Consider the following 25,366-nt stretch of genomic DNA (forward strand, 5'->3'; position numbering starts at 1 on the left):
GGATCCAGATGAGGTTTGAGTTGACGTTTCTGATGCTGCTGCCGCAGCAAGGGCTCGGAACTTGAAAATCAACACACTAGCGTGACGCAAAACACACAAAACAACAATTTTCTAAGGATTGGTCGTCCATAATCATACAATGTGATGACGGGGCTTGGGCCATTTTATGGCATGAGATGCTCGGAAAGAACCATCGGGAAGCTGGCGAACATGGCAGGACATTATTTCGGTACGGACGGCATTCGTGGGCGAGCCAACAAGTTTCCAATGACGGCGGAGGTCGCCATGCGGGTCGGCATGGCCGCCGGCCTCTCTTTCCAGCGCGGCAGCCACCGCCACCGCGTCGTGCTCGGCAAGGATACCAGGCTTTCCGGCTACATGATCGAGAACGCGATGGTATCCGGCCTGTGCGCCGCCGGCATGGATGTCTTCCTGCTCGGCCCTATCCCGACGCCCGCTGTTGCCATGCTGGTGCGCTCGCTGCGCGCCGATATCGGGGTGATGATTTCTGCCTCGCACAACCCCTATTACGACAACGGCATCAAGCTGTTCGGGCCCGATGGCTACAAGCTGTCCGATGAGATCGAGGAGCGTATCGAGGGGATGCTCGACAAGGATATCGAATTGGCGCTCGCCGATTCCGATGGGCTCGGCCGCGCCAAACGCGTGGACGGCGTGCATGACCGCTATATCGAATTCGCCAAGCGCACGCTGCCGCGCTCAATGTCGCTGTCGGGCCTGCGCATCGTCGTGGATTGCGCCAATGGCGCCGCCTACAAGGTGGCGCCCGACGCGCTGTGGGAACTCGGCGCCGAGGTCGTCGCCATCAATGTCGAGCCGAACGGCTTCAACATTAACAAGGAATGCGGCTCGACTCATCCGGCCGGCCTGCAAAAGAAGGTGCACGAGGTGCGCGCCGATATCGGCATCGCGCTCGACGGCGATGCCGACCGCGTCGTCATCGTCGACGAGAACGGCGCGATCGTCGATGGCGACCAGATCATGGCGCTGATTGCCGAGTCCTGGCACCAGAGCGGGCGGCTGGCCGGCGGCGGTGTCGTCTCGACGGTAATGTCCAATCTCGGCCTCGAACGCTTCCTCGGCGACATGAACCTGCAGTTGCATCGCACCAAGGTCGGCGACCGCTATGTCGTCGAGCACATGCGTGCCCATGGGCTCAATGTCGGCGGCGAACAGTCGGGTCACATCGTGCTGTCCGACTTTTCGACCACCGGCGACGGCCTTGTCTCGGCGCTGCAGGTGCTCGCCTGCATCAAGCGGCAGAACCGGCCGGTGAGCGAACTGTCGAAGAAGTTCGAGCCGGTGCCGCAGCTGTTGAAGAATGTGCATATTTCCGGCGGCAAGCCGCTCGAGGAGGCGCCGGTCAAGGCAGCGATCGAAGATGCGCGCAATCGCCTCGGTAAGGCCGGGCGCCTGGTCATCCGGCCATCCGGCACGGAGCCGCTCATTCGCGTCATGGCGGAAGGCGACGACCCACAACTTGTCGAGTCCGTCGTCAACGACATCGTCGAGGTCATTTCGGAAACGCGCAGCGCCGCCTGATCTCCCTCCAACATCGGTTCAAAGCCCGCCTTGCCGGCGGGCTTTTTATTGAGTCGCCAATTCCGCCTGCAGCAACGGCCGCCAGATTGCTCGACTTTTAGAGATTCGTGGTTAATCAATACGGTTAAACGCCTTTTAACCTTTCCGATTCATTATCCACAACTGAGGTCAATCACGTTTCGGGCGCGTTCGCCGTTCGAGGGTTCTCAGGAGTGATAAGCATGTTCAACACAGCAAGAATGGCCCTCCTGGCCGCGCTGTTTGCCGGCGCCGGGCCGGCATTCGCCGCCGATTTCGTCGAGCCGCCCGTAGTCGAGGAGGCGCCACCACCGGTTGCCTACGAGCAGCCGGCCGAATTCGGCGGCTGGTATATCCGTGGCGACATCGACTATCACTGGTCGAAGTTTCGCGGTGGTGACTACATCACCTACGGTGTAGCGCCCCAGAATCCCGGCAAGTTCGATACAGGCAAGCTGGACGGCGCCTTCTCGGCCGGCGGCGGTGTTGGTTACCAGATCGACGAGCATTTCCGCACCGATCTCACCTTGGACTGGATGAGCAAGTCCAAATTTCGCGGCTCGACCAACGGCTTCTGCGGCCCGCAGCAAACGCCTTGCACGTCCGTCGATACCTCGTCCTATTCGGCGCTGCTGCTCTTGGCTAACGCCTATGTCGACATCGGCACCTGGCATGGGATCACGCCTTATGTCGGCGCCGGCATCGGCGGTGCCTGGGTCAAGTGGGATGAACTGCACAACGTGGATAGCGACGGTTCATTTGATCATAGCGGTGGCAAGGGCTGGCGTTTTGCCTATGCTGCCATGGCGGGCGCATCCTACTGCCTGACCGACCGCGTCAAACTCGATGTCGGCTACCGCTTCAGCCACATCAATGGCGGTAAGATGTTCGACTATGCCTCCCTCCCCAATGTCGGCCCAGGCTATGACCGCGGCATCAACGTGCACGAAGTGCGTGGCGGCCTGCGCTACCAGTTCGGCAGGTCGGACTGCGCGCCGCCGGAGCCCTACGTTCCAGAACCCGAGCCCGTCTACACCAAGTAGTTGTTTCTGAAATCCAGGAATTCGTCGACCGCCCGGCTGATGCCGGGCGGTTTCGTTTTGGCTGCCTAAGATGCTGCGGCGCTCTGGAACACCGCCCAACTTGAGAAGCGAAAGCGGATCAAATCAATTGCTAACGCCTTGTTATCCTTAACCCGCACTTAACCACTATGGTTAACAATGCTGTCTGAAACGGCGCGCGATTGCGAATGCGCCAAGTTCGGGAGCCGAGGACCATGACATCCAAATCGCCTGTAGCACTGGCGCTAGCAGCAGTCGTCGTGTTGCCGCTGACGCCGGCGCTTGGTGCCGATTACGAACCGCCGGTCTATGTCGACCAGGCGCCCGATTATGTACCGGTCGAGGTTGGCTCGGGATGGTATCTGCGCGGCGATGTCTCCTATCTGGTGCAGAAGAGCTTCAGGGATGAGGATTTCGCCTTCACGCCCGCGAGCTTCGACGAAAAGGAAGATCCCATCTTCGCCAGCATTGGCTTCGGCTACCATTTCAACGACTATTTGCGCGCCGATCTCAATGCCGGCTATCTGCCCGGCAACAAGATCGAGGTCGGCTATAACAACGGAACGACCGTGGCATCGGCGACCCTGAAGAACTATGCCTTCTCAGGCATACTCAATGGCTATGTCGACCTTGGCACCTATGTCGGAATCACGCCTTATCTCGGCGCTGGTGTCGGTATCCTCCAGAGCAAGCGCCGCCTGTCGGCGAGCTACTTCACCGCCAACGCCGACCCCACCGACGATTTCGTCCTGCGTGACAACAAGACCCAATACTCCTTCGCCTACACGCTGAATGCCGGCCTTGCCTACCAAGTGTCCAAGAATGTCTCAGTCGATGTGGGGTATCAGTATTTCTCCGCACCCGACGCCGAATATGTGACGGCCGAAAGCCTGACTTCTTATCCGATCCGCAAAGGGATCAATAATCACCAGGTCAAAGTCGGACTGCGATACGACCTCTGGTAGGCTCGATCGAAGCTGAGGCGTGAACAATGGCGGGTCTTTGGCCCGCCGTTTGCGTTGTGGCACTTTTTTTCCAAAGGCAGCCGGTATCCCGACAGCGACAAAAACTTTCCCCTTGACGCCGAAAGCCTGAACGCATATCGCCGTCCGTGGGCCACCCCTCCCCAACGAGGGGCCACTATCTGGAAGGATAGACCACGATGACGACGCATACGAAGCCCGAATTCCGTCCGGCAAATCCCAATTTTTCCTCAGGTCCCTGTGCAAAACGCCCCGGCTGGTCGGTCGAGGCGCTCAAAAATGCCGCGCTCGGGCGCTCGCACCGCGCCAAGATCGGCAAGACCAAGCTTGAACAAGCGATCGAGCTGACCCGGGAAATCCTCCAGGTTCCGGCGGATTACCGCATCGGCATCGTGCCGGCCTCGGATACCGGCGCGGTCGAAATGGCGTTGTGGTCGCTGCTCGGCGAACGCGGCGTCGACATGGTCGCCTGGGAGAGCTTCGGCTCCGGCTGGGTCACCGATGTGGTCAAGCAACTGAGGCTCGCCGATGTGCGCAGGTTAGAGGCGGACTACCGCGCGCTGCCCGACCTGACCAAAATAGATTTCGACCGCGACGTGGTCTTCACCTGGAACGGCACGACGTCGGGCGTGCGCGTGCCGAACGGCGATTTCATCCCGGCCACCCGCAAGGGCCTGACCATCTGCGACGCCACTTCGGCGGCCTTTGCGCAAAAGCTCGATTTTCAGAAACTCGACGTCGTCACCTTCTCCTGGCAGAAGGTCCTGGGCGGTGAAGGCGCGCACGGTATGCTGATCCTCAGCCCGCGCGCCGTCGAACGGCTGGAAAGCTACAAACCGGCCTGGCCACTGCCGAAGATCTTCCGTCTCACCTCGGGCGGCAAGCTGATCGAAGGCATCTTCAAGGGCGAGACCATCAACACGCCGTCAATGCTGTGCGTCGAGGACTATCTCGACGCGCTGCGTTGGGCGCAGTCGATCGGCGGCCTCGACGCGCTGGTCACCAGAGCGGATGCCAACGCCGCTGTTCTCGATCGCTTTGTCCGGAAATCTTCCTGGCTCGGCCATCTTGCCGTCGACCCGGCGACGCGTTCGAACACATCGGTCTGCCTTTCATTCACCGATCCGGATGTCGCTGCACTCAACGCCGATGGACAGGCTGCGTTCGCCAAGGCAATCGTCTCGGCGCTCGACAAGGAAGGCGTTGCCTACGACATCGGCGCCTACCGCGATGCACCGCCCGGCCTGCGCATCTGGTGCGGCGCGACAGTCGAGACCTCCGATCTCGAAGCGCTGCTGCCCTGGCTCGACTGGGCTTTTGCCGCACAAAAGGCGTCGCTGAAGGCAGCCGCCTAACTCCCTCTCCCTCGAAGAGAGGGTGGCCCAAAGGGCCGGGTGGGGTCGCCTCCAACCGCTCACCGATCCGCCATCCAGAAAGAAAAAAAGATTTGGCCGCATCCGGCCGCAATGACCCACCCCGGCGCTTCGCGCCGACCCTCCCCTCAAGGGGGAGGGACGCCAATCGCAAAGGACCAAGCCAATGCCCCGCGTTCTCGTCTCAGACAAACTTTCCACCACCGCCGTGCAGATCTTCAGGGATCGCGGCATCGAGGTCGACTATTTGCCGGATCTCGGCAAGGACAAGGAAAAACTGCTCGAAGTGATCGGCCAGTATGATGGGCTGGCCATCCGCTCGGCGACAAAGGTGACGGAGAAGCTGATCAACGCCGCGACCAGGCTGAAGGTCGTGGGCCGCGCCGGCATCGGCGTCGACAATGTCGACATCCCGGCGGCGAGTCGCAAGGGCATCATCGTGATGAACACGCCTTTCGGCAATTCGATCACCACCGCCGAGCATGCCGTCGCCATGATCTTCGCGCTGGCCCGCCAGATACCGGAGGCCAACGCCTCGACCCATGCCGGCAAATGGGAAAAGAACCGCTTCATGGGCGTCGAGATCACCGGCAAGACGCTCGGCATCATCGGTTGCGGCAATATCGGCTCGATCGTCGCTACGCGCGGCGTCGGCCTGAAGATGCACGTCGTCGCCTTCGACCCGTTCCTGTCGGACAGCCGCGCCGAGGAACTCGGTGTCGAAAAGGTCGAGCTCGACGAGCTGTTCGCCCGTGCCGACTTCATCACGCTGCACACACCGCTTACCGACAAGACGCGCAACATCATCGACGCCGCGGCGATCGCCAAGATGAAGACCGGCGTGCGTATCATCAACTGCGCCCGTGGCGGGCTGATCGTCGAGGCCGACCTGATCGCGGCCTTGAAGAGCGGCAAGGTGGCCGGCGCCGGCATCGACGTGTTCGAGGTCGAACCGGCGGAGAACAACGCGCTGTTCGGCATGGAGAATGTGGTGGCGACGCCGCATCTCGGTGCCTCGACGATGGAGGCGCAGGAGAACGTCGCGCTGCAGGTCGCCGAGCAGATGTCGGACTATCTGATCAAAGGCGCTGTCTCCAATGCCATCAACATGCCGTCGATCACCGCCGAGGAAGCGCCGCGGCTGAAACCTTTCGTCAAGCTCGCCGAAGTGCTCGGCGCCTTTGTCGGACAGGTCACCGAGGATCCGATCAAGGAGGTCGAGATCCTGTTCGACGGCTCGACCGCGACGATGAATACGCGGGCGCTGATCAGCGCTACTCTTGCCGGGCTGATCCGGCCGCAGGTCGCCGACGTCAACATGGTGTCGGCGCCGATCATGGTGAAGGAGCGCGGCATCATCGTCGCCGAGGTCAAGCGCGACAAGTCGGGCGTGTTCGACGGCTATATCAAGCTAACGGTCAAGACCGAGCACAGGACGCGCTCGATCGCCGGCACCTGTTTTTCGGACGGCAAGCCGCGCTTCATCCAGATCAAGGGCATCAATCTCGACGCCGAGGTCGGTCAGCACATGCTCTACACGACCAATGCCGACGCGCCCGGCATCATCGGCCTGCTCGGCACGGTGTGCGGCGAGAACGGCGTCAACATCGCCAATTTCCAGCTCGGCCGCAACCGGCCGGGCGGCGATGCCATTGCCTTGCTCTATCTCGATGCGCCGTTCCCGGAAGACGTGTTGGCGCAGGTGCGCTCGCACAAATCGATCGACTCGGCCAAGCGGCTGCATTTCGACGTCGGCGCGGCCTGAAATTCGATCGCCCCGTGTGCAGCAGCACGCGGGGCGCTTCCATGGTCGTTGACGGACCGCAGTGAACCGTCGCGGCAAGCGACTTCATTCAGCAGCGGATACCGCCATCTTCCGTCCGCTGTATTCGGCGAGGCTGATGCCGCCCAGCACCAGTGCGAGAGCCAGCGCCTGATAAAGCTGGAATGTCTCACCGACAATCAGCACCGACAGCAGCGTACCGAAGATCGGCACCAGATTGATGAACAGGCCGGCCCGGTTGGCGCCGATCAGCTCGTTGCCCCTGATATAGAAGATCTGCGAGATGACCGAAGCACCGATGGCGGTATAGAACGCGACAGCCCAGCCGCGGGCGTCGGGGACGATGACCTTGCCGGCGGCAATCTCCCACAGGAAGAAAGGCAGCGATGTGATGAGTGCGGCAACCGACAGCGCCAGCATCAGGCTCTGCCAGCGGATGACCGGCTTCAGCCGCAACCCCACCGAATAGAAGGAGTAGCAAAGCACGGCGACCAGCATGATCGCGTCGCCGAAGTTGAGATCCAGCTTGAGAAGCTGGCGCAGGTCGCCATGGCTCGCCGTCACTGCGACGCCGATGATGGTCAGCACGACGCCAGCGATCTGCACCCGGTTCACCCGCAGGCGAAACAGCACGAAATTGGCGATGATGATCACGATCGGTATCGCCGCCTGCTCGATCGAGACGTTGATCGCCGTCGTGTAGTTGAGCGCCGTGTAGAAGATCGCATTGAAAAAGGCGAAGCCGCAAGCGCCGAGCCCGCCAAGCAGCAACCAGTGCCGACGCACCACTGGCCAGTCCTGATGCAGCGTTCGCCAGCCGATCGGCAGCAGGATCAGAACGGCCAGAATCCAGCGCAGGAAGACCAGCGTCATCGGTGAAATGTGGTCGACGGCCAGCTTGCCGGCCACGGAGTTGCCGCCCCACAGCAAGGTGGTGAACAGCAGGAAAAGGTAGGCGGCTCGATGCATCGTGACATTCCGGCCAAGCAGAGGGAATTTGACGTCGGTGTGGGCCTATTGCGACCGCCAACCCAAGTAAATGATGTCAAAGGCGAAAATTGTTGTGCCTCGGAGCGTTTTGGGTGGCAAAGAGTGGTCGCGCTCGCCGGGTCTTGACGCTATAGAGCGACGTGCGTGCGATTGGACGCTACAAGTACGCGTCGGAAGGCTCTAATCCTCGCGTCGTGCTTTTCCGAAAATCGATTCCGATTTTGGGGGGCCGATGCGATAGAGGCCTGTCGTTTCGAACTGTTTTCAAGCTGCTCGTGCGGCGTCTCAAGGGAAAAGAAATATGGCCAATGTGGTGGTCGTCGGCTCGCAATGGGGCGATGAGGGCAAAGGCAAGATCGTAGACTGGCTGTCGGAGCGCGCCGACGTTGTCGTGCGCTTCCAAGGCGGCCACAATGCCGGCCACACGCTGGTCGTCGACGGCAAGATCTACAAGCTGTCGCTGCTGCCGTCCGGCGTGGTGCGGCAAGGCAAGCTGTCCATCATCGGCAATGGCGTCGTCTTCGATCCGCACGCTTTCGTAGCGGAGGTTGCGAAATTGAAGGGGCAGGGCGTCGAGGTGACGCCAGACCGCCTGAAAATAGCCGAAAACACCGCGCTTATCCTGTCCTTGCACCGGGAGCTGGACGGATTCCGCGAGGACGCCGCGTCCAATTCCGGAACGAAGATCGGCACGACCCGCCGCGGTATCGGTCCCGCCTACGAAGACAAGGTGGGCCGGCGCGCGGTCAGGGTGATGGATTTGGCGGATTTGGAAACGCTACCCTTGAAGGTCGACAGGCTGCTGACGCACCACAATGCGCTGCGGCGCGGGCTTGGCCATGGCGAAGTCACGCATGAGGCGATCATGAGCGAGCTGATTTCCGTCGCTGACGAGATCCTGCCCTATATGGACCGCGTCTGGAAAATCCTCGACGACAAGCGCCGCGCCGGCGAGCGCATCCTGTTCGAGGGCGCGCAAGGCACGTTGCTCGACATCGATCATGGTACCTATCCGTTCGTCACCTCGTCAAATACCGTTGCCGGCCAGGCCGCTGCCGGGTCCGGTGTCGGCCCGGGCGCCATCGGCTATGTGCTCGGCATCACCAAGGCCTATACCACGCGTGTTGGCGAAGGCCCGTTTCCGACCGAGCAGAAGAACGAGATCGGCGAGTTCCTGGGCACGCGTGGCCATGAATTCGGCGTCGTCACCGGTCGCAAGCGCCGCTGCGGCTGGTTCGATGCCGTGCTGGTCCGCCAGGCTGTCGCCGTCAACGGCATCAAGGGCATTGCGCTGACCAAGCTCGATGTGCTCGATGGGCTGGACGAGATCAAGGTCTGTACCGGCTACCGACTCGACGGCGAGGCGATAGATTACCTGCCGGCCAGCCAAGGTGCGCAGGCCCGCGTCGAACCGGTCTACGAGACGCTGGAAGGGTGGAAAGGCACCACCGCCGGCGCGCGCAGCTGGAACGATCTGCCGGCCCAGGCGGTGAAGTACGTCCGCCACATCGAAGAGCTGATCGGCGCGCCGGTCGCACTCCTTTCCACCAGCCCTGAACGGGATGACACGATACTTGTGACCGATCCGTTTCAAGACTAGTTTCTCAGCCTTTCCGGGCATTGCGGCTGATTTGCGGGGGCCGGCCCAGAAACAAATGCAGGTCGACTGAAGCATGGTAGATTTTGTTGGTGCCCTGAAAAAGACCCTAGACAAGCTTGATAGGCCGTCGGCGGAAGTGCGCGCCAAGGTTTATGACATGGCGCGTTCGATGATCGCGAAGAAAATTGCCGAACGCGATCCGCCGTTTGCGCCGTCGGATGTCGCCAGGCAGAAGCGCGCACTCGAAGACGCCATCGCAAGCGTTGAGCGAGAATATGCTAAACCGGCACCGGCATCCGATCCGCTGGCGGAACTGGAGGACATCTTCTCCTCCATCGACCGCAACAAGAACCAGCCCAGCCATGTCCGGCAGCCGGCAAAGACCGAGCCAGCAACGACCAGGCCAGCAAAGACCGGGCCGGCCCAGACTGGGCCGGCATGGCAGTCCACGCCCGCCAAGGCGGTGCCGAACTGGCAAAAGCCGCAGCCCGTCGCTCTTCCTCAAGAGCGCGCTGGTCCGCCGCCGTCCGATATGGATCTTCCGACGGCCGATGACCAAGACAGCGTTTTTCGGGGCGACGACTTTTCCAACGACGGCGGCCCCGCGGAGGACAGGTTCCAGCGACTCCATCCTGCCGAGCGCAGGCGCAGCTATGGCGGCGTGATCGCCGCCGCCATTGCCCTGCTGGTCATTGCCGGTGGCGGTTATGGCATCTGGCTGAACAAGGATGCGTTCGGCAGCATGCTCGGCCTCGACGAGACCAAAGCCGTCGCCACCGAACCGCTGGTAAAACCAGCCCCGGCCAAGCCGGTGGCCGATGCGGCCGTACCGGCCGCCGCGCCTCCGACGGAGGCCGGCGAGGGCGCGAAGTTTACGCAGCGCCTTACGCCCGAGGGCCACGAAGTCGATCCCGGCCCCGCGGCCGGGCAGGCGGGCATCGGCGAAGGCGAATCCGTCGCCGCACTGACCACGCCGCCATCGGCCGCTCAAGCGCCGACCACCCCGGCACCCGCCGCGCCGGCACCGGCGGCACCCGCCGACACGCAAGCCACGGCCAATGCTCCAGCAGTCAATGGGTCGGCTGCGCCAACGCCCGCAACGCCGCCCGATGCTGCAGCTGCTCCGCCAGCCCCTGCAACGGCCGCCCCACCGCCCGCGACGGCAGCGGCACCGACGGCAGTTCCGCCGCAAGCCGCGTTGGCCGTCGGCCAGAAGGCGATCTTCTACGAGGAGCGCACCAGCACCGCTCAAGGCTCGGCCGAGCCCGGCAACATCGTCTGGTCGCTGGTGCAGGAATCGCCCGGCGGCGACCTGCCGCCCGAGCCGGCGATCCGTGCCGAGGCGACCATTCCAGGCAAGGATATCCAGTTGCGCATGACGATCCGTCGCAACACCGACCAGACTCTGCCGGCCAGCCACATCATCGAGATGATCTTCCTGACGCCTAATGGCTTCGAGGGCGGCGGTGTCGACAACATCTTGCGTGTCGCCATGAAGGGCTCCGAGCAGGATGCCGGCAGCCCGCTGATCGGCATCCCGGCCAAGATCGCCGATGGCTTCTTCCTGGTTGCGCTCAACGACACCAAGGCGGATGAAGACGCCAATCTGACCTTGCTCAGAGGTCAGGACTGGATTGACGTGCCGGTCGTCTACAAGACCGGGCGGCGGGCGCTGCTCACCATGGAAAAGGGAATTCCCGGCGAGAAGGTGTTCGACGAGGCGCTGAAGGCCTGGCAGACAAAGACGGCGGGGTGAGGCCGACAACGCCTCCTTGGCTCAGAAGCCCTGGAACAGCATGTCGAGCGCGCTCACGATGTCTTCGTGATGCCTGGTCAGATTCAGTCGGCTCTCGCCCAGTTCCGTCGCCGCAACCGTGGCGATCAAATGGGTGGTCATGACCAATTTCCGACCATTGATCTCGAAAACGGGATGGAGCCTTCGCATTGGTGATGGCGCCATCGCAACCGGCAGCAGCGGGACGACCACCCGGGTCTTGAAATGGTCGAGCAGATCGGCCTGGACGTCGAGGAGATAGCCGCCTTCGATGCTACCCGCGAAGACGTCGTAGCGCGCCATCAGAATTGCCGATGTTCTGCCAGCGGAATACCGTGTTTTTCGATATATTCGTTCCACGCATCTATCGTCGCGCGGTTCTCAAGCTTCCACAGCCGCGTCTTTTCGGCGGCCACTGCCTCTGCGATGCCGGCTTCAGCGGCGCGCGAGACATTCACATCGAGCCCCTTGGCTTCCTTCATGAGCTTTGAGTCGATCGACAGATTTGCCGGCTGACGAACCGCATTCACAGCTATCTTGCGCATGATCACCTCCGCAGCATGCGCATAATATATGCGCACTCCCGTCCAGTCGCAACGACAAGGTGCTTGAACTCGCGAATTACCCCTCCATTTCCTCGCGCAGCATCTCAAGTTCCAGCCATTCCTCCTCGAGCGCTGCCAGTGTGACGCGCTCCTTGTCGAGCGCGGCAATCGTCTTCTGGAACGAGGCCGGGTCGCGCTCGTAATAGGCCGGATCGGCGATATTGTTCTCCAGCCGCGAGATCGAGGCCGACACCGCCTCGATCTTCCTGGGTAAGGTTTCCAGCGCGAATTTCTGCTTGAACGACAGTTTCTTTGCCGGGCCCTTGGGAGCGGCCGCGTCGCTCCTACGTGCAGCCGTCGCCTCGCCGGTCTCTGCCTTCGGCCGCGCCTTGCGGTCGTCCAGCCTGGTGCCGCCGCGCTGCGCCAGCATGTCGGAATAGCCGCCGGCATATTCGATCCAGCGGCCATCACCATCCGGCGCGATGATGCTGGTCACGGTGCGGTCGAGGAAATCGCGATCGTGGCTGACCAGGATCACCGTGCCGGCAAAGCCGGCGACCAGTTCCTGCAGCAACTCCAGCGTCTCCATATCGAGGTCGTTGGTCGGCTCGTCGAGCACAAGCAGGTTTGCCGGCCGCGCCAAAACGCGGGCGAGAATCAGCCGTGCCCGCTCGCCGCCCGAAAGCTCGCGCACCGGCGTGCGCGCCTGTTCCGGCTTGAACAGGAAGTCTTTCATGTAAGAGACGAGGTGGCGCTGTTCGCCATTGATGACCAGGTTCTCGCCGCGACCGTCGGTGAGATACTGCGCCAGTGTCTCCTGTGGATCGACGGCCTCGCGCTTCTGGTCGAGCGTGGCGATCTCCAGATTGGTGCCGAGCCGCACCGTGCCTGCGTCCGGCTTCAATTCGCCGGTCAGCATCTTCAACAGCGTCGTCTTGCCAGCGCCGTTCGGCCCGACCAAGCCAACGCGATCGCCGCGCTGGATGCGGGTCGAAAATCCCTTGACCACGATCAGATCGCCAAAGCTCTTCTCGATGTTCCTGGCCTCTATCACCAGCTTGCCGGATTCGGCGGCGTCGCTGGCTGTCATCGTCGCCGCACCCTCGGCGCCGCGATGACCGCGAAAGCGCTGGCGCATGGTCTGCAACTCACCGAGCCGGCGCATGTTGCGCTTGCGCCGCGCTGTCACGCCATAGCGCAGCCAGTGCTCCTCGCGGACGATCTGGCGACCGAGCTTGTGCTGCTCGCGCTCTTCCTCCTCCAGCACCGTGTCGCGCCATTGCTCGAAATAGCCAAAGCCCTTGTCGAGACGGCGGGTCTGCCCGCGGTCGAGCCAGATTGTGGCGCGTGACACGCGCTCGAGAAAACGGCGGTCATGCGAGATGACGACCAGTGCCGAGGAGGTGCGGGCAAGCTCCTCCTCCAGCCATTCGATGACCGACAGGTCAAGATGGTTTGTCGGCTCATCGAGGAGGAGAATGTCGGGCTCCGGCGCCATGACGCGGGCGAGTGCCGCACGCCTCGCCTCGCCGCCGGAGAGGTCGTTCGGCCGTTCTTCGCCGGTCAGGCCGAGATGCTCCATCAGATAGGTGGCGCGATAGGGATCGTCGGCGGGCCCGAGCCCCGCCTCGACATAGGCGCGGACGGTCGCAAAACCTTCCATGTCGGGCATTTGCGGCAAGTAGCGCACGGTTGCCGAAGGCTGGCGGAAGACTTCGCCGTCCTGCGGCTCGATCAGCCCGGCGGCGATCTTGAGGAGCGTCGACTTGCCCGAACCGTTTCGGCCGACCAAGGCGATCTTGTCGCCAGCTGAGGCCGTCAGGGCGGCACCGTCGAGCAGCGGCGTGCCGCCAAAGGTCAGCTTTATCCCATCGAGATTGAGAAGCGGCGGTGCCATGTCAGCTTTCAGGTAAGGGAAAAGGATGCGCGAGCAGCAGCGCGCGGCCGCTGGCCAGCGCGATTTCCAACCGGCCCCTGACCTCGTTGGAAATGGTCAGCGACGAGCCGAACGCAACCTCGACATGGTCGAGCGGCCATTTGGCACCGGTGACGCTCAGGCCGGCGAGATCGGAGAAGCCGAGCACCGAAAACAGCGTGCCGTCGGCATAGTCGAAGCCAGTCTTTCCGGGCAGCAAGGGAATGCCTTCCTGTGCGCCGCTGGTCAAAAGCACGTCCGTCCCGCCTTCCGCCAGCCGGACGCTCAGCGCCAGATGCAGGAAGATGTGGTCGGTGCGTTTGCCGCCGAAAGCGCCTGCGAGCACAAGGCTGGTCGCACCGCGTTCGAGTGCGGCGGCGATAGCGAGTTCACCGTCGGTCTTGTCCTTTTCGGCGGGAAACACCTGCCGTGGCACGGCGGCCAGATCCTCCGGCAACTCGGCAGGTACGGAATCGAAATCGCCGACCCAGAGTTCCGGCCTCAGGCCCAGCATACGGGCATGGCCGATGCCGGCATCGGCAGCGATGACGCGCGAGCCTTCGACCTGGCGGTCGAGCAGCGGCGTGCGGATGAGATCGCCGCCAAGCAGGATGGTGAATTTGCTCATATCTCGTGGCCCTTACCAGCCCTGCCCCAGAAACGGAAGAATGAAACGGAAGATGAAACGGCAGACGAAACGGAAGGCTGGGCTTTGGATGCCCGGCAAACTTCCGCTTGCGCGGCACTTCGGCCGGGCCTATGTGTCGAAACGCTCTAACGGGGTGCCGGACGCGATCTTCGCGGACCGGCTGAGAGGCAAGACTGCCAACCCGCTGAACCTGATCCGGTTTGTACCGGCGGAGGGATTAGACGCTTCGGACAGCCCGGCGCCTCAATTCCTTTCAATGCGAACGAAGGAGGCGCCGATGCGCAGTTTTTTCCACTCTCTTGTCCCGATTGTCCTGCTTGCGGCATCCGCGCTCGCCCTGCCAGGGCAGGCATCGGCACAGGATAGACTGACCGTCTATACCTATGAAAGCTTCACCGCCGATTGGGGTCCGGGACCGGCGGTGAAGAAGGCCTTCGAGGCCGAGTGCAGCTGCGTCGTCGAATTCGTCTCGGTCGCTGACGGCGTGGCGCTGCTCAACCGTGTGAAGCTGGAAGGGGCCGCCACCAAGGCCGATATCGTGCTTGGCCTCGATACCAATTTAACCGCCGACGCCAAGGCAACCGGCCTGTTTTCGCCGCATGGCGCCATATCGGATGTCAGCGTGCCGGGCGGCTGGCGCGACGATACTTTCGTGCCGTTCGACTATGGCTATTTCGCCGTCGTCTACGATACCGAAAAACTGAAGAACCCGCCGAAGAGCCTCAGGGAATTGGTCGAGGGCGATGCCGGAGAGAAGATCGTCATCCAGGACCCGCGCACCTCGACGCCGGGCCTTGGCCTGCTGTTGTGGGTCAAGTCGGTCTATGGCGACAAGGCGCCCGAAGCCTGGGCCAAGCTCAAGGCAAAGGTGCTGACGGTGACGCCAGGCTGGAGCGAGGCCTACGGCCTGTTCACCAAGGGCGAGGCGCCGATGGTGCTGTCGTATACCACGTCGCCGGCCTACCACATGGTCGCCGAAAACACCGAGCGCTACCAGGCGGCGTCCTTCGAGGAAGGCGAATACCTGCAGATCGAAGTTGCGGGGATCACCACCAAGGGCGCGAAGAACCCGCTGGCGGAAAAGTTCATCGCCTTCATGACCGGACCGAAATTCCAGGATGTCATTCCCGAAACCAACTGGATGTTCCCGGCCGGCAAGACCGACAAGCCGCTCAATCCGGCGTTCGACAAGCTTGTCAAACCGACCAAAACCTTGCTGTTCAGCCCGGAGGAAGTCGCGGCCCACCGCAAGGCCTGGGTCGATGAGTGGCTTGCGGCGATGAGCAAGTAGCTTTGGCCGATTGATCGAAGATGATCGCTCTACGGCGCCCCCCTCTGTCCTGCCGGACATCTCCCCCACAAGGGGGGAGATCGGACGGCACGGCGGCTTTCGCCAGTCGCCGATGTTGCTGGAATGAGCGGAGCGCTGAAACTGCCAATCTCACCCCTTGTGGGGGAGATGTCCGGCAGGACAGAGGGGGGCGCGAAGGAACGCAATCCTCACTAAGAATCTCGAATCTGGTAGTCTAGCGTGCAACGCGCACCATCATCTGACTCCCGCGTCAACGCCGGCATCGTCGCGCTCGCCGCCATCGCGTTGCTGATCGGCGGTGCATTCACCGGGCTCGTCGTCGAAGCCACGCGCGACCCGTCCGGTGTTGTCTCCGCCTTCGATTCGTATCTCTTGCGTATCGTCCGTTTCACGCTCTGGCAGGCTCTGTTGTCGACCCTGCTCTCCGTCGCGCCAGCGCTGTTCGTCGCGCGTGCCCTGTCGCGGCATCCACAGTTTTTCGGGCGAGGCTTTATCCTGCAGCTTTTCGCCGTGCCACTGGCGCTGCCGGCCATTGTTGCCGCACTCGGTGTCTTGGCACTCTATGGCCGCGCCGGCTATTTTGCCGGCACGCTGGGCGCGCTAGGCGGCCAGAGCTGGCCCGGCATCTATGGCCTGTCGGGCATACTCGTCGCCCATGTCTTCTTCAACCTGCCGCTGGCGACGCGGCTGTTCCTGGAGGCGTTGCAGATCGTGCCGGCCGACCAATGGCGGCTGGCGAGCCAGCTTGGCATGGGTGCTGCGCCGGCCTTCCGGCTGATCGAATGGCCGCCGCTGCGTGCGGCCTTGCCGGGCGTTGCCGGGCTCGTTTTCATGCTGTGCATCACCTCCTTCACCATCGTGCTTACGCTCGGCGGCGGACCCAGCGCGACGACGCTGGAGGTTGCCATCTACCAGGCGCTGCGTTTCGACTTCGACCCGGCGCGGGCTGTGACGCTGACCCTGCTGCAGATTGCCCTGACCTTCGTGGTCGTGCTGGCCTTGACGCGGCTTGGCGCCAATATGACCGGCGACGCCAATCTGCCGGTGGCGCCGCGCCGGTATTTTTTAGCCGGTGCGGCCGAGACCGTGCTGAACGCGCTGGTGATCGGGCTGGCACTGCTATTTGTCGCCGGGCCGATGGCGGCCACGCTGGCGGCCGGGCTTGGCGCCGATCTCGGCCGCCTTGCCGGCGAGAGCGCGGTGCGGCAAGCGACGGCGACCAGTGCCGTGCTGTCCGTCTTATCGGCGCTGCTCTCCCTGGCGCTGTCGCTGTCGCTGGTCATGGCGCGCCGGGCGCTGGCGCTCACCCGGCGGACAGGCCGGCGGACGGTGCTCGAGCATCTGGCCGACACCGGTGCGGGGTTCGTCCTGGTGGTGCCGCCCATCGTCATCGGCGCCGGCTGGTTCCTGCTCCTGCGCACCGTCAGCGATGTCTTTGCGATCGCCCCTGTCATGGTCGTTGCGGTCAATGCGGTGATGGCGATGCCGTTCGCCATCCGCGCCATCCGCCCTGCCTATGACGCGGCGAGCGAACGCCACGAACGGCTTTGCGCACAGCTTGGCATCTCGGGCTGGAACCGGTTGCGGCTGGTCGACTGGCCGTCGCTGCGGCGGCCGCTCGCCACCGGCTTCGCTTTCGCCATGGCGCTGTCGCTCGGCGATCTTGGCGTCATTGCGCTGTTCGGCAGCGATTCCGTGCAAACCTTGCCCTACCTGCTGCTGGCCCGCATGGGCAGTTACCGCACCGAGGATGCGGCCGGGCTGGCGCTGGTGCTCGGCCTTGTCTGCCTGGCGCTGGTGCTGACCGCGGACTGGATGGGAAGGAGGGAGAAATCATGATGCCGATCAGCCCGGAACGGTCCATTTCGGTGGAAAAAGGCGCGGCCGTGCGGCTCGATAATGTCTCGTTCAGCTATGGTGAAACGCCGCTTATATTCGATGTCGATTTCCCGGCGTCGGAAATCACCGCCATCATGGGGCCGAGCGGTTCGGGAAAGTCGACACTGCTCAATCTGGTGGCCGGTTTCGAAGCGCCACGGTCTGGCCGCGTGCTCATCGGCGGCGCCGACGTCAGCACTGCGCCGCCATCAGCGCGGCCGGTATCGATGGTGTTCCAGGAAAACAACCTGTTTGCCCATCTGTCCCTCGAGCAGAATGTCGGGCTCGGCCGCTCGCCTTCGCTCAGGCTGAGCGAGGCTGACCGCGCCGCAATCGCCGCAGCGCTGAAGCGCGTCGGCCTTGCCGGCAAGGAAAGCCGACTGCCGCGCGAACTCTCCGGCGGCGAGCGGCAGCGCGTCGCGCTCGCCCGGGTTTTAGTGCGCGACCGGCCGGTGCTGTTGCTTGACGAGCCGTTCGCTTCGCTCGGACCGGCACTGCGCGACGACATGCTCGACCTGGTGGCCGACGTCCATTCGGAGCAGCGCATGACGGTGCTATTCGTCACGCACCAGCCGGACGATGCGCGCCGTATCGGCCAAAACATGGTTTTCCTGGACGGTGGCACGGTTGCCGCGACCGGCACCGCCGCCGATTTTTTCGTTGGGGCTGGACCGGAGGCATTCCGACGCTATATCGGCTCGGGTCCGTTTGCGACTGGATCACGAGATGTTGCCCGGAAGCGGACATAATTTATGGTCAAACCGGCGGAAGGCGAAGCGGCGCTTGCTTGCCATGGTCGAGGTAGTGTGGCTAGGTCCGCCAGGAACTGGTCCGGCTTAGACCGTGATTTGCCCTTGCTGCCTCGTATCTGTCGGACGCACGAAGGACGCCGTAGAACTTGATTTTGCGCGTGATGCTTTCCGGAAATCGCGCCCGATTTTCGCGGTCACGTCCCAGGACTTGAAAGGAAGCCGACCTGCCGACCGGCATCGACAATCGGAGGCTGAAACCGCTGGCGCGCTTTCTTGCGCTGGCCGGTCTTGCCGTGGCGCTGGCAAGCTGCCAGATGTTCACGCCTCCCGACGTGCAGGAATCGGGCTTCCAGCCCTCCGACAAGCCGATTACGGTCGACAATGTCGCCGCTAACAGCAGGCTCGCCGAACTGGCGAAGGCGCAGCACCCGCGCATCCTCGCCACCTATGGCGGCGAGTATTCCGACCCCAAGCTCGAGCGCATGGTGGCCAAGGTCGTCGGCAGACTGACCGTGGTGTCGGCCAACCCGACCCAGACCTACCGCATCACCATCCTCAACTCGCCCAACGTCAATGCCTTCGCGCTGCCGGGCGGCTATCTCTACATCACCCGCGGCCTGCTGGCGTTGGCCAACGATTCAGCCGAGCTTGCCGCCGTCATTGCGCATGAGATGGGCCACGTTACGGCCAATCATGGTCTGCAGCGCCAGCAGCTGGAAGCCGAAGAGGGGTTGGCGACCAAGGTCGTTTCGGACGTGCTCGGCGACAACCCGACGGCCAAGGCGGCGCTGATCCGCGGCAAGCTGAGGCTGGCCCAGTTCTCGCGCAATCAGGAGCTGGAGGCCGATGCCATCGGCATCAAGTCGATCGGCGAAGCCGGTTTCGACCCCTACGCCGCCGGCCGCTTCCTGCAGTCGATGTCGGCCTATACCGATTTCCGCTCGATCAGCGGCGCCACCGACGCCAGCCTCGACTTCCTGGCGACGCACCCCAACACGCCGCAGCGTATCGATCTCGCGCAGCGCCACGCCCGCCAGTTCGGCGCGCCCGGTGTCGGGTCGCGCGACCGCGATTCGTTCCTTGCCGGCATAGACGGGCTGCTCTACGGCGACACGCCGGAGGAAGGCTATGTGCGCGGCGAAACCTTCCTGCATCCTGGCCTCGGCGTGTCGTTCTCAGTGCCCAACGGCTTCATCATCGACAATTCGGCGGCGGCGGTGACGGCCACAGGCCCGGGCGACATGGCAATCCGCTTCGACGGCGTTTCGATCGACAAGGACCGCTCGCTGACCGACTACATCCGCAGCGGCTGGGTTGCCGGCCTCGACGACAGCAGCGTGCGTCAGGAAACGATCAACGGCAACGAAGCGGCGACCGCGCATGCCGGCGCCGATGGCTGGCAATTCGATATTGCGGTGATCCGCGCCGGCGGCCAGGTCTACCGCTTGCTGACTGCTGCACCGTCGGCCAGCACCTCGCTGAGCACGGTGGCGCGCTCGGTCAGCGGCTCATTCCGCATCCTGAGTGCTGCCGAGAAGGCAGCACTGAAGCCACTGCGTATCCGCATCGTCACGGTGCAGCCCGGCCAGACAATGGGCTCCCTGGCCGCACAGATGGTCGGCGTGGACCGCAAGCTGGATTTGTTCAGGGTGCTCAACGCGCTGTCGCCGGGTGCGGCGGTTTCGGCCGGCGACAAGGTTAAGATCGTCACCGACAAATAGCAGCCGACGCGATTCAGGCTGCGAGAAATTCCGGATTCTGCTTTACCAGCGCCGCCTTGAGCTTTTCCATGGCGCGCGCCTCGATCTGCCGGACACGTTCCTTGGAGATGCCGAGCGTCTCGCCAAGCGCTTCGAGCGTCGCGCCCTCGTCGCTCAGCCGGCGTTCCTCGATAATCCTGAGCTCGCGCGCATTGAGAGCGCCGAGCGCCGTCTTCAGCCACACCGAGCGGCGTTCGACGTCGATCGTGTCGCCGACGACCTCATCGGGCAGCGGGTCATCCGAAACCAGGAACTCCATCCGCTCGGTTGCGCCCGCATCGTCGGCAAGCGGCGTGTTGAGCGAGCTGTCCGGCGCCGAAAGGCGGGAATCCATCATCGCCACATCCGCCTCCGATACCCCGAGAGCCGCCGACACTTCGCGGTAGAGCGTGGCATTCGACGTCTGCTCGGCGCCGTTTGCCAGGCGGGCGCGCAGACGGCGCAGGTTGAAGAACAGCGCCTTTTGCGCGGAGCTGGTGCCGCCGCGCACGATCGACCAGTTGCGCAGGATATAGTCCTGCATCGATGCGCGGATCCACCATGTCGCATAGGTCGAGAACCGCACCTCGCGCTCGGGCTCGAAACGGGCCGCGGCCTCCAGCAGCCCGACATGGCCTTCCTGGATCAGGTCGCCCAGCGGAAGGCCGTAGTGGCGAAACCGCGACGCCATGGAAATGACCAGCCGCATATGTGCGACGGTGATGCGGTGCAGCGCGTGCTGGTCATTGTTTTCCTTCCAGCGCAGCGCCAGGAGATGCTCTTCGTCACGTTCCAGATAAGGGGCTTTCATCGCCGCGCGAACCATGGTCCGTCCTGCACTGTCTTCCATCATGCCGCGCTCCTGCTTCAGGCGTTGCGGTGCGATCGAATCGTGAGTTGGCGCCGATGGTTGAAATGGCGGCGCCGCGCCCTACAACAGCGAAGAACGTGCCATGCGGGGGAATGTTCCCCTGGACTGTCATGTCGATTGCGCTGTTCCAGGCGATTCGCCACCGGCCTTGACTCAGCCGGATGGCGCCGGGAACTGCTGGTTGAGAATTGGATTTCAAGGGCGCGAGATTTTTGAAATTTAGTTTCTTATTCCGGCATCGCGCATCTGTCATTTTCCGGCACTCGCAATGACGCCGGACATCGGCCAAGGACGGGATCACAGAAAAATGAAATGGCTCAAATCGCTTATTATCGCCGGAACGCTGCAGGTTCTGGCCATCGCCGCCGGTCATGCCGGCGCCAATCTCGACCAGATCAAGCAGTCCGGCGTCTTCAAGGTCGGCACGGAAGGAACCTATGCGCCCTTCACCTATCATGATGCTTCCGGCGCGCTCGTCGGCTTCGACGTCGAGATCGCACGGGCCATCGCCGAGCGCCTCGGCGTCAAAGCCCAGTTCCTCGAAGGCAAATGGGACGGGCTGATCGCCGGTCTCGACGCCAACCGCTACGATGCCGTCATCAACGAGGTCGGCATCACCGAGGCGCGCAAGGCCAAATATGACTTTTCGGATCCCTACATCGCCTCCAAGGCGGTGCTGATCGTGCGTGGCGACAACACCGATATCAAGAGCTTCGCCGATCTCAAGGGCAAGAAGGCGGCGCAGTCGCTGACTTCGAACTTCGGCAAGCTGGCTGAAACCAACGGCGCCGAACTCGTCGGCACCGACGGCTTCGACCAGTCGATCCAGCTTCTTCTTACCGGCCGCGCCGACGCCACCATCAATGACAGCCTGTCCTTCCTCGACTTCAAGAAGCACAAGCCCGACGCCAATGTGAAGATTGCCGCGCAGGAGGAAAACGCCGACTATTCCGGCGTCATCGTGCGCAAGGGCGATCCGGAACTGGTGGCCGCCATCAATAAGGCGCTGGCCGACATCAAGGCCGACGGCACCTACAAGAAAATCGCCGAGACCTATTTCGGCCAGGACGTTTCGAAGTAAAACGGCTTTCTCGTGTGGGCCGAACGCCGGCCCGCGTCGTTCATATCGCGGCGAGCTGTCTTTTGACGGCCCGCCGCTTTCGCGTGATATGAGCGACGGCAATCTGGCAAGGAGGAGCCTTCGTGCCGCACTGGCTGCAATTGATGCTGGAATCCCTGCCTACGCTGCTGTGGGCCGCACTCATCTTCACCGTGCCGTTGACGCTGCTGTCGTTTGCATTCGGTCTTGTCCTAGGCCTGGTTGTGGCGCTTGTCCGGCTGTTCGGTCCCAAACCGCTGGTCGCCGTGGTCCGCTTCTACGTCTGGATATTCCGCGGCACGCCGCTTCTTGTGCAACTGTTCCTGATCTTCTACGGCCTGCCATCGGTCGGCATCCTGCTCGACGCCTTTCCGGCAGCACTGATCGGCTTTACCTTGAACATCGGCGCATATTCGTCGGAAATCATCCGCGCCGTCATCGGTTCGGTGCCCAAGGGCCAGTGGGAAGCGGCCTATTCGATCGGCATGACCTGGGCCCAGGCAATGCGGCGCACCATTCTTCCACAGGCGGGGCGCGTCGCCGTGCCGCCGCTGTCCAACACCTTCATCTCGCTGGTCAAGGACACTTCGCTCGCCGCCGCCATCACCGTGCCGGAGATGTTCCAGGCGGCGCAGCGCATCGTCGCCACCACCTATGAGCCGCTGATCCTCTATGTCGAGGCAGCGGCTCTCTATCTGGTCATGAGCTCCGTGCTGTCGGCCTTGCAGGCGCGGCTGGAAACGCGGCTCAACCGTTATGGCGGCTTCCTGGAGGCGCGCGCATGATCGGCCTCACCAACATCGAAAAGCGTTTCGGCGACAATTTGGTGCTGAAGGGCGTGACCGTCACCATCGAGGAAGGCAGCGTCACGGCGCTTGTCGGGCCGTCGGGCGGAGGGAAGAGCACGCTTTTGCGCTGCATCAACCTGCTCGAGCTGCCGACTTCAGGCACGGTGCGGATCGGCGACGATGCACTCGAATTCCACCCCGGCGGCAGGGTCTCGACCAGGGATATCCAGCGACTGCGGCTGCAGACCGGCATGGTGTTCCAGAATTTCCAGTTGTTTCCGCATCGCACTGCGATCGAGAACATCATGGAGGGGCTGGTGACGGTGCTGAAATGGCCCAAGGAAAGAGCGCGCGGACGGGCGCTCGCCCTGCTCGAAAAGGTCGGCATGGCGCATAAGGCCGACGCCTGGCCGGCGACGCTGTCAGGCGGCCAGCAGCAGCGCGTAGCGATTGCCCGGGCGCTGGCGCCTTCGCCGAAAGTCCTGCTCTGCGACGAGCCGACCTCTGCACTTGATCCGGAACTGGCGCAGGAGGTGGTCGACGTGCTCGGCAAGCTCGCCAGCGAGGGCACGACCATGGTGATGGCGACGCATGATCTGCGGCTCGCCTCGAAGATCGCGCGGGAAGTGGTGTTCCTCGATGCCGGCAACATCGTCGAACAAGGGCCGGCCGCGGTGCTGTTCAGCAACCCCGAGCGCCAGCGGACCAAGCGGTTCATCGCCACGCTGAAGCAGGAGGCGGAACGGGAAGGCGGCGGCAAGAGCTAGAATGGCCATTACCGGTCAGCCAAAACAAAAAACCCGGCGCGAGGCCGGGTTTTTCTGATTCGAAGGCGAAAAGCTCAGGCAGCCTCTTCCTGCTCGGCTTCCTCGTTGTCTGCCTTGGCGCCGCGCTTGGGGCCCTTGTTGAGGTTCACCTCGATGAGGCGAACCGCTTCGGTCTCCGACATGCGGTTGACGGCCGCGATCTCGCGGGCCATGCGGTCGAGGGCCGCCTCGTAGAGCTGGCGCTCGGAATAGGACTGCTCCGGCTGGTTGTCGGCGCGATAGAGGTCACGCACCACTTCCGAGATCGAGATCAGATCGCCGGAGTTGATCTTGGCATCATATTCCTGGGCGCGGCGCGACCACATGGTGCGCTTGACGCGGGCGCGGCCCTGCACGACCTTCAGCGCGCGCTCGACATAATCCTCTTCCGACAGCTTGCGCATGCCGATCGAGGTCGCCTTGGCGACCGGCACCTTGAGGCGCATCTTGTCCTTCTGGAAGTCGATGACGAACAGCTCCAGCTTGTGGCCCGCGACTTCCTGCTCATCGATCGAGACGATCTGGCCGACACCATGCGCCGGATAGACGATGTACTCGCCGGTCTTGAAACCGTGGCGCGCTGCGGTGGACTTCTTCTGCGGGGTGATCGTTGCCATTACGCCCTGAACTCCTTGTTGTGGTACCGGCATCGTGCCGGCCCGAACTCGTGCGACCGGGGTGACCGGTCCTTAGCCACACAACGATGAACTCACCGGAAAGGCCAGGACCGGCAAATCGCAACATTGCGACCGCCTGCCCCAGATCGCTCTGGTCCGGATTGAGAAATTCACCTTTCAGTGATTTGGGGCGTTTGCGCCATAAATCGACGTTGTGTCACCGGCATGTTTGGCTGATTTAACACAAAAAGTCGGAAGAATCAAGGTTTTGCTGCACGCGCGAAGGCCACGCGCCGTTGCCGCCTGTCAAGGCAGTTAATGTATCACGTCTGTTAAGCGGCGTCAGGCGGCCGCAGCCGGCGGGCTCGTCAGTCGCCTTCGCCGGGCTCGGGGGAGAAATATTTCTCGAACTTGCCAGTTTCGCCATCGAAAGTTTTAGCGTCGGCCGGCGGCTCCTTCTTGGCGGTGATGTTGGGCCATTTCTCGGCATATTCGGTGTTGATCTGCAGCCATTTGTCGAGGCCCGGTTCGGTATCGGGCTTGATCGCGTCGGCCGGGCATTCCGGTTCGCAGACGCCGCAATCGATGCACTCGTCCGGGTGGATGACGAGCATGTTCTCACCTTCGTAGAAGCAGTCGACCGGACAGACCTCGATGCAGTCCATGTATTTGCATTTTATGCAATTGTCGGTCACGACATAGGTCATTGGTCGGCTCCGGGACGTCCCATTTTGTTGGGCTTTTTTGGTGAGGTAACGCCTTTGTCCGCTGGTGGCAAGGGCGGCCCCTGCCAGCGGTGCCGCGGTTTCCGGAATGGAATTCCGGAAGGCCGGCAAAGCGGGCGTTCGACCTTGCTCAATCGTCGCCGAGCAGGTGGTCGGTCTGGCGGCGTTCCTTCTTCGTCGGGCGACCGCTGCCGGCCTCGCGCAACGGCGGCACCGCATCCGGAAGCGCCTCGCCCTTGGGCGTGGCGGGCGGCGACATGTCCTCGTAGAGCAGGCGGGCCTCTTCGGCCGGGCCACGCCGTACGCCGGTGCCAAGGACTTTCCAGACGAAGATCCGCCGCTCCAGCGTGATGGTCAAAACGTCGCCCGGCCGGACCGCATCGGAGGCCTGCGCTGCTTTGTCGCGATTGATGCGGACGCGTCCGGCGACGACCAGCCTGGCTGCCAGCGTGCGCGATTTTACCGCGCGCGAGAAGAACAGCCACTTGTCGATGCGCTGGCGGGCATCAGTGACCATTGGACGAG

23 protein-coding genes and 1 riboswitch are annotated in these 25,366 nt (G+C 63.0%); of the genes, 14 read left to right on the plus strand and 9 right to left on the minus strand.

Annotated elements, in window-relative coordinates; translation table 11 throughout:
• The first annotated feature begins 210 nt into the window (after nt 1-210).
• The 5 genes from glmM (at nt 211) to serA (ending at nt 6,763) form a co-directional block, all read left to right on the plus strand.
• Entirely contained in the window at nt 211-1,563 is a 1,353-nt protein-coding gene (glmM, locus tag NKH42_RS07060) for a phosphoglucosamine mutase (RefSeq protein ID WP_292664754.1), read from the plus strand.
• Nucleotides 1,564-1,784: 221 nt separating this feature from the next.
• Complete coding sequence (locus NKH42_RS07065) at nt 1,785-2,624, plus strand: outer membrane protein (protein ID WP_352751222.1); 840 nt, start codon at nt 1,785-1,787, stop codon at nt 2,622-2,624.
• Between the two features lie 233 nt (nt 2,625-2,857).
• Nucleotides 2,858-3,607, plus strand: coding sequence for an outer membrane protein (locus NKH42_RS07070; protein WP_352504959.1), 750 nt, complete (start codon nt 2,858-2,860; stop codon nt 3,605-3,607).
• Nucleotides 3,608-3,804: 197 nt separating this feature from the next.
• The gene (locus tag NKH42_RS07075; protein ID WP_352974013.1) at nt 3,805-4,980 is read left to right on the plus strand and encodes a phosphoserine transaminase; all 1,176 of its coding nucleotides are present in this window, start codon (nt 3,805-3,807) and stop codon (nt 4,978-4,980) included.
• A gap of 184 nt (nt 4,981-5,164) precedes the next feature.
• Nucleotides 5,165-6,763 carry a phosphoglycerate dehydrogenase gene (serA, locus tag NKH42_RS07080; protein ID WP_352476115.1) on the plus strand — a complete coding sequence of 533 codons (1,599 nt, stop codon included), beginning with the start codon at nt 5,165-5,167 and terminating at the stop codon, nt 6,761-6,763.
• 84 nt (nt 6,764-6,847) lie between these two features.
• Here the strand turns inward: serA and NKH42_RS07085 are convergent, their stop codons facing one another.
• On the minus strand, nt 6,848-7,750 hold the full coding sequence (locus NKH42_RS07085) for a DMT family transporter (RefSeq protein WP_254816480.1): 903 nt from the start codon (nt 7,748-7,750) through the stop codon (nt 6,848-6,850).
• Nucleotides 7,751-8,072: 322 nt separating this feature from the next.
• Between NKH42_RS07085 and NKH42_RS07090 the strand changes: the two genes are divergently transcribed.
• Entirely contained in the window at nt 8,073-9,371 is a 1,299-nt protein-coding gene (locus NKH42_RS07090; protein ID WP_352751220.1) for an adenylosuccinate synthase, read from the plus strand.
• A 73-nt stretch (nt 9,372-9,444) separates the two neighbouring features.
• Nucleotides 9,445-11,127, plus strand: coding sequence for a hypothetical protein (locus NKH42_RS07095; protein ID WP_352751218.1), 1,683 nt, complete (start codon nt 9,445-9,447; stop codon nt 11,125-11,127).
• A gap of 21 nt (nt 11,128-11,148) precedes the next feature.
• On the opposite strand, the gene NKH42_RS07100 is transcribed toward NKH42_RS07095, so the two are convergent.
• The 4 genes from NKH42_RS07100 to NKH42_RS07115 all read right to left on the minus strand — a co-directional run bounded on the left by NKH42_RS07100 (nt 11,149) and on the right by NKH42_RS07115 (nt 14,233).
• Nucleotides 11,149-11,448: a CcdB family protein gene (locus NKH42_RS07100; protein ID WP_352737782.1), complete on the minus strand. Its 300-nt coding sequence runs from the start codon at nt 11,446-11,448 to the stop codon at nt 11,149-11,151.
• Nucleotides 11,448-11,690 carry a type II toxin-antitoxin system CcdA family antitoxin gene (locus tag NKH42_RS07105; RefSeq protein ID WP_097573514.1) on the minus strand — a complete coding sequence of 81 codons (243 nt, stop codon included), beginning with the start codon at nt 11,688-11,690 and terminating at the stop codon, nt 11,448-11,450. Before NKH42_RS07105 ends, NKH42_RS07100 begins: the two co-directional genes overlap by 1 nt.
• Before the next feature lie 76 nt (nt 11,691-11,766).
• The gene (locus NKH42_RS07110; protein WP_352751216.1) at nt 11,767-13,587 is read right to left on the minus strand and encodes an ABC-F family ATP-binding cassette domain-containing protein; all 1,821 of its coding nucleotides are present in this window, start codon (nt 13,585-13,587) and stop codon (nt 11,767-11,769) included.
• A 1-nt stretch (nt 13,588) separates the two neighbouring features.
• Nucleotides 13,589-14,233: a thiamine diphosphokinase gene (locus tag NKH42_RS07115; protein ID WP_352504966.1), complete on the minus strand. Its 645-nt coding sequence runs from the start codon at nt 14,231-14,233 to the stop codon at nt 13,589-13,591.
• 140 nt (nt 14,234-14,373) lie between these two features.
• Nucleotides 14,374-14,488: riboswitch (TPP riboswitch) on the plus strand.
• 43 nt (nt 14,489-14,531) lie between these two features.
• Between NKH42_RS07115 and thiB the strand changes: the two genes are divergently transcribed.
• From thiB to NKH42_RS07135, 4 genes are all read left to right on the plus strand, one after another.
• A complete protein-coding gene (gene thiB, locus NKH42_RS07120; RefSeq protein ID WP_352504967.1) occupies nt 14,532-15,545 on the plus strand; it encodes a thiamine ABC transporter substrate binding subunit in 1,014 nt (337 codons plus the stop codon).
• A gap of 240 nt (nt 15,546-15,785) precedes the next feature.
• Complete coding sequence (gene thiP / locus NKH42_RS07125; RefSeq protein ID WP_352504968.1) at nt 15,786-17,405, plus strand: thiamine/thiamine pyrophosphate ABC transporter permease; 1,620 nt, start codon at nt 15,786-15,788, stop codon at nt 17,403-17,405.
• The gene (thiQ, locus tag NKH42_RS07130) at nt 17,402-18,193 is read left to right on the plus strand and encodes a thiamine ABC transporter ATP-binding protein (RefSeq protein WP_352504969.1); all 792 of its coding nucleotides are present in this window, start codon (nt 17,402-17,404) and stop codon (nt 18,191-18,193) included. Before thiP ends, thiQ begins: the two co-directional genes overlap by 4 nt.
• Before the next feature lie 254 nt (nt 18,194-18,447).
• Nucleotides 18,448-19,917, plus strand: coding sequence for a M48 family metalloprotease (locus NKH42_RS07135; protein WP_254817057.1), 1,470 nt, complete (start codon nt 18,448-18,450; stop codon nt 19,915-19,917).
• A gap of 13 nt (nt 19,918-19,930) precedes the next feature.
• Here NKH42_RS07135 and NKH42_RS07140 read toward each other — a convergent pair whose 3' ends face one another.
• A complete protein-coding gene (locus NKH42_RS07140) occupies nt 19,931-20,788 on the minus strand; it encodes an RNA polymerase factor sigma-32 (protein WP_254816490.1) in 858 nt (285 codons plus the stop codon).
• Nucleotides 20,789-21,113: 325 nt separating this feature from the next.
• Between NKH42_RS07140 and NKH42_RS07145 the strand changes: the two genes are divergently transcribed.
• From NKH42_RS07145 to NKH42_RS07155, 3 genes are all read left to right on the plus strand, one after another.
• Nucleotides 21,114-21,887, plus strand: a complete 774-nt coding sequence (locus NKH42_RS07145; RefSeq protein WP_352504970.1) for an amino acid ABC transporter substrate-binding protein — start codon at nt 21,114-21,116, stop codon at nt 21,885-21,887.
• A 122-nt stretch (nt 21,888-22,009) separates the two neighbouring features.
• Nucleotides 22,010-22,690 carry an ABC transporter permease subunit gene (locus tag NKH42_RS07150; protein ID WP_023721020.1) on the plus strand — a complete coding sequence of 227 codons (681 nt, stop codon included), beginning with the start codon at nt 22,010-22,012 and terminating at the stop codon, nt 22,688-22,690.
• Nucleotides 22,687-23,460: an amino acid ABC transporter ATP-binding protein gene (locus NKH42_RS07155; RefSeq protein ID WP_254816493.1), complete on the plus strand. Its 774-nt coding sequence runs from the start codon at nt 22,687-22,689 to the stop codon at nt 23,458-23,460. Before NKH42_RS07150 ends, NKH42_RS07155 begins: the two co-directional genes overlap by 4 nt.
• A 74-nt stretch (nt 23,461-23,534) precedes the next feature.
• On the opposite strand, the gene NKH42_RS07160 is transcribed toward NKH42_RS07155, so the two are convergent.
• From NKH42_RS07160 to NKH42_RS07170, 3 genes are all read right to left on the minus strand, one after another.
• Entirely contained in the window at nt 23,535-24,116 is a 582-nt protein-coding gene (locus NKH42_RS07160; RefSeq protein ID WP_006327799.1) for a CarD family transcriptional regulator, read from the minus strand.
• A gap of 368 nt (nt 24,117-24,484) precedes the next feature.
• A complete protein-coding gene (gene fdxA, locus NKH42_RS07165) occupies nt 24,485-24,823 on the minus strand; it encodes a ferredoxin FdxA (protein ID WP_254816494.1) in 339 nt (112 codons plus the stop codon).
• 148 nt (nt 24,824-24,971) lie between these two features.
• Nucleotides 24,972-25,358, minus strand: coding sequence for an RNA-binding S4 domain-containing protein (locus NKH42_RS07170; RefSeq protein ID WP_254816495.1), 387 nt, complete (start codon nt 25,356-25,358; stop codon nt 24,972-24,974).
• Nucleotides 25,359-25,366: the final 8 nt, after the last annotated feature.

It is taken from the genome of Mesorhizobium sp. M1142 (assembly GCF_040318565.1).
GTDB lineage: Bacteria > Pseudomonadota > Alphaproteobacteria > Rhizobiales > Rhizobiaceae > Mesorhizobium.

Excerpts from the sequence above, each read along its gene's own strand:
- NKH42_RS07070 (WP_352504959.1), top strand. The coding sequence starts at position 2,858 with ATGACATCCAAATCGCCTGTAGCACTGGCGCTAGCAGCAGTCGTCGTG.
- NKH42_RS07090 (WP_352751220.1), top strand. The coding sequence starts at position 8,073 with ATGGCCAATGTGGTGGTCGTCGGCTCGCAATGGGGCGATGAGGGCAAA.
- thiQ (WP_352504969.1), top strand. The coding sequence starts at position 17,402 with ATGATGCCGATCAGCCCGGAACGGTCCATTTCGGTGGAAAAAGGCGCG.
- glmM (WP_292664754.1), top strand. The coding sequence starts at position 211 with ATGGCAGGACATTATTTCGGTACGGACGGCATTCGTGGGCGAGCCAAC.
- NKH42_RS07155 (WP_254816493.1), top strand. The coding sequence starts at position 22,687 with ATGATCGGCCTCACCAACATCGAAAAGCGTTTCGGCGACAATTTGGTG.
- NKH42_RS07145 (WP_352504970.1), top strand. The coding sequence starts at position 21,114 with ATGAAATGGCTCAAATCGCTTATTATCGCCGGAACGCTGCAGGTTCTG.
- NKH42_RS07110 (WP_352751216.1), bottom strand. The coding sequence starts at position 13,587 with ATGGCACCGCCGCTTCTCAATCTCGATGGGATAAAGCTGACCTTTGGC.
- NKH42_RS07100 (WP_352737782.1), bottom strand. The coding sequence starts at position 11,448 with ATGGCGCGCTACGACGTCTTCGCGGGTAGCATCGAAGGCGGCTATCTC.
- fdxA (WP_254816494.1), bottom strand. The coding sequence starts at position 24,823 with ATGACCTATGTCGTGACCGACAATTGCATAAAATGCAAATACATGGAC.
- serA (WP_352476115.1), top strand. The coding sequence starts at position 5,165 with ATGCCCCGCGTTCTCGTCTCAGACAAACTTTCCACCACCGCCGTGCAG.
- NKH42_RS07160 (WP_006327799.1), bottom strand. The coding sequence starts at position 24,116 with ATGGCAACGATCACCCCGCAGAAGAAGTCCACCGCAGCGCGCCACGGT.
- NKH42_RS07065 (WP_352751222.1), top strand. The coding sequence starts at position 1,785 with ATGTTCAACACAGCAAGAATGGCCCTCCTGGCCGCGCTGTTTGCCGGC.
- NKH42_RS07095 (WP_352751218.1), top strand. The coding sequence starts at position 9,445 with ATGGTAGATTTTGTTGGTGCCCTGAAAAAGACCCTAGACAAGCTTGAT.
- NKH42_RS07075 (WP_352974013.1), top strand. The coding sequence starts at position 3,805 with ATGACGACGCATACGAAGCCCGAATTCCGTCCGGCAAATCCCAATTTT.
- NKH42_RS07140 (WP_254816490.1), bottom strand. The coding sequence starts at position 20,788 with ATGATGGAAGACAGTGCAGGACGGACCATGGTTCGCGCGGCGATGAAA.
- NKH42_RS07105 (WP_097573514.1), bottom strand. The coding sequence starts at position 11,690 with ATGCGCAAGATAGCTGTGAATGCGGTTCGTCAGCCGGCAAATCTGTCG.
- NKH42_RS07115 (WP_352504966.1), bottom strand. The coding sequence starts at position 14,233 with ATGAGCAAATTCACCATCCTGCTTGGCGGCGATCTCATCCGCACGCCG.
- NKH42_RS07170 (WP_254816495.1), bottom strand. The coding sequence starts at position 25,358 with ATGGTCACTGATGCCCGCCAGCGCATCGACAAGTGGCTGTTCTTCTCG.
- thiB (WP_352504967.1), top strand. The coding sequence starts at position 14,532 with ATGCGCAGTTTTTTCCACTCTCTTGTCCCGATTGTCCTGCTTGCGGCA.
- NKH42_RS07085 (WP_254816480.1), bottom strand. The coding sequence starts at position 7,750 with ATGCATCGAGCCGCCTACCTTTTCCTGCTGTTCACCACCTTGCTGTGG.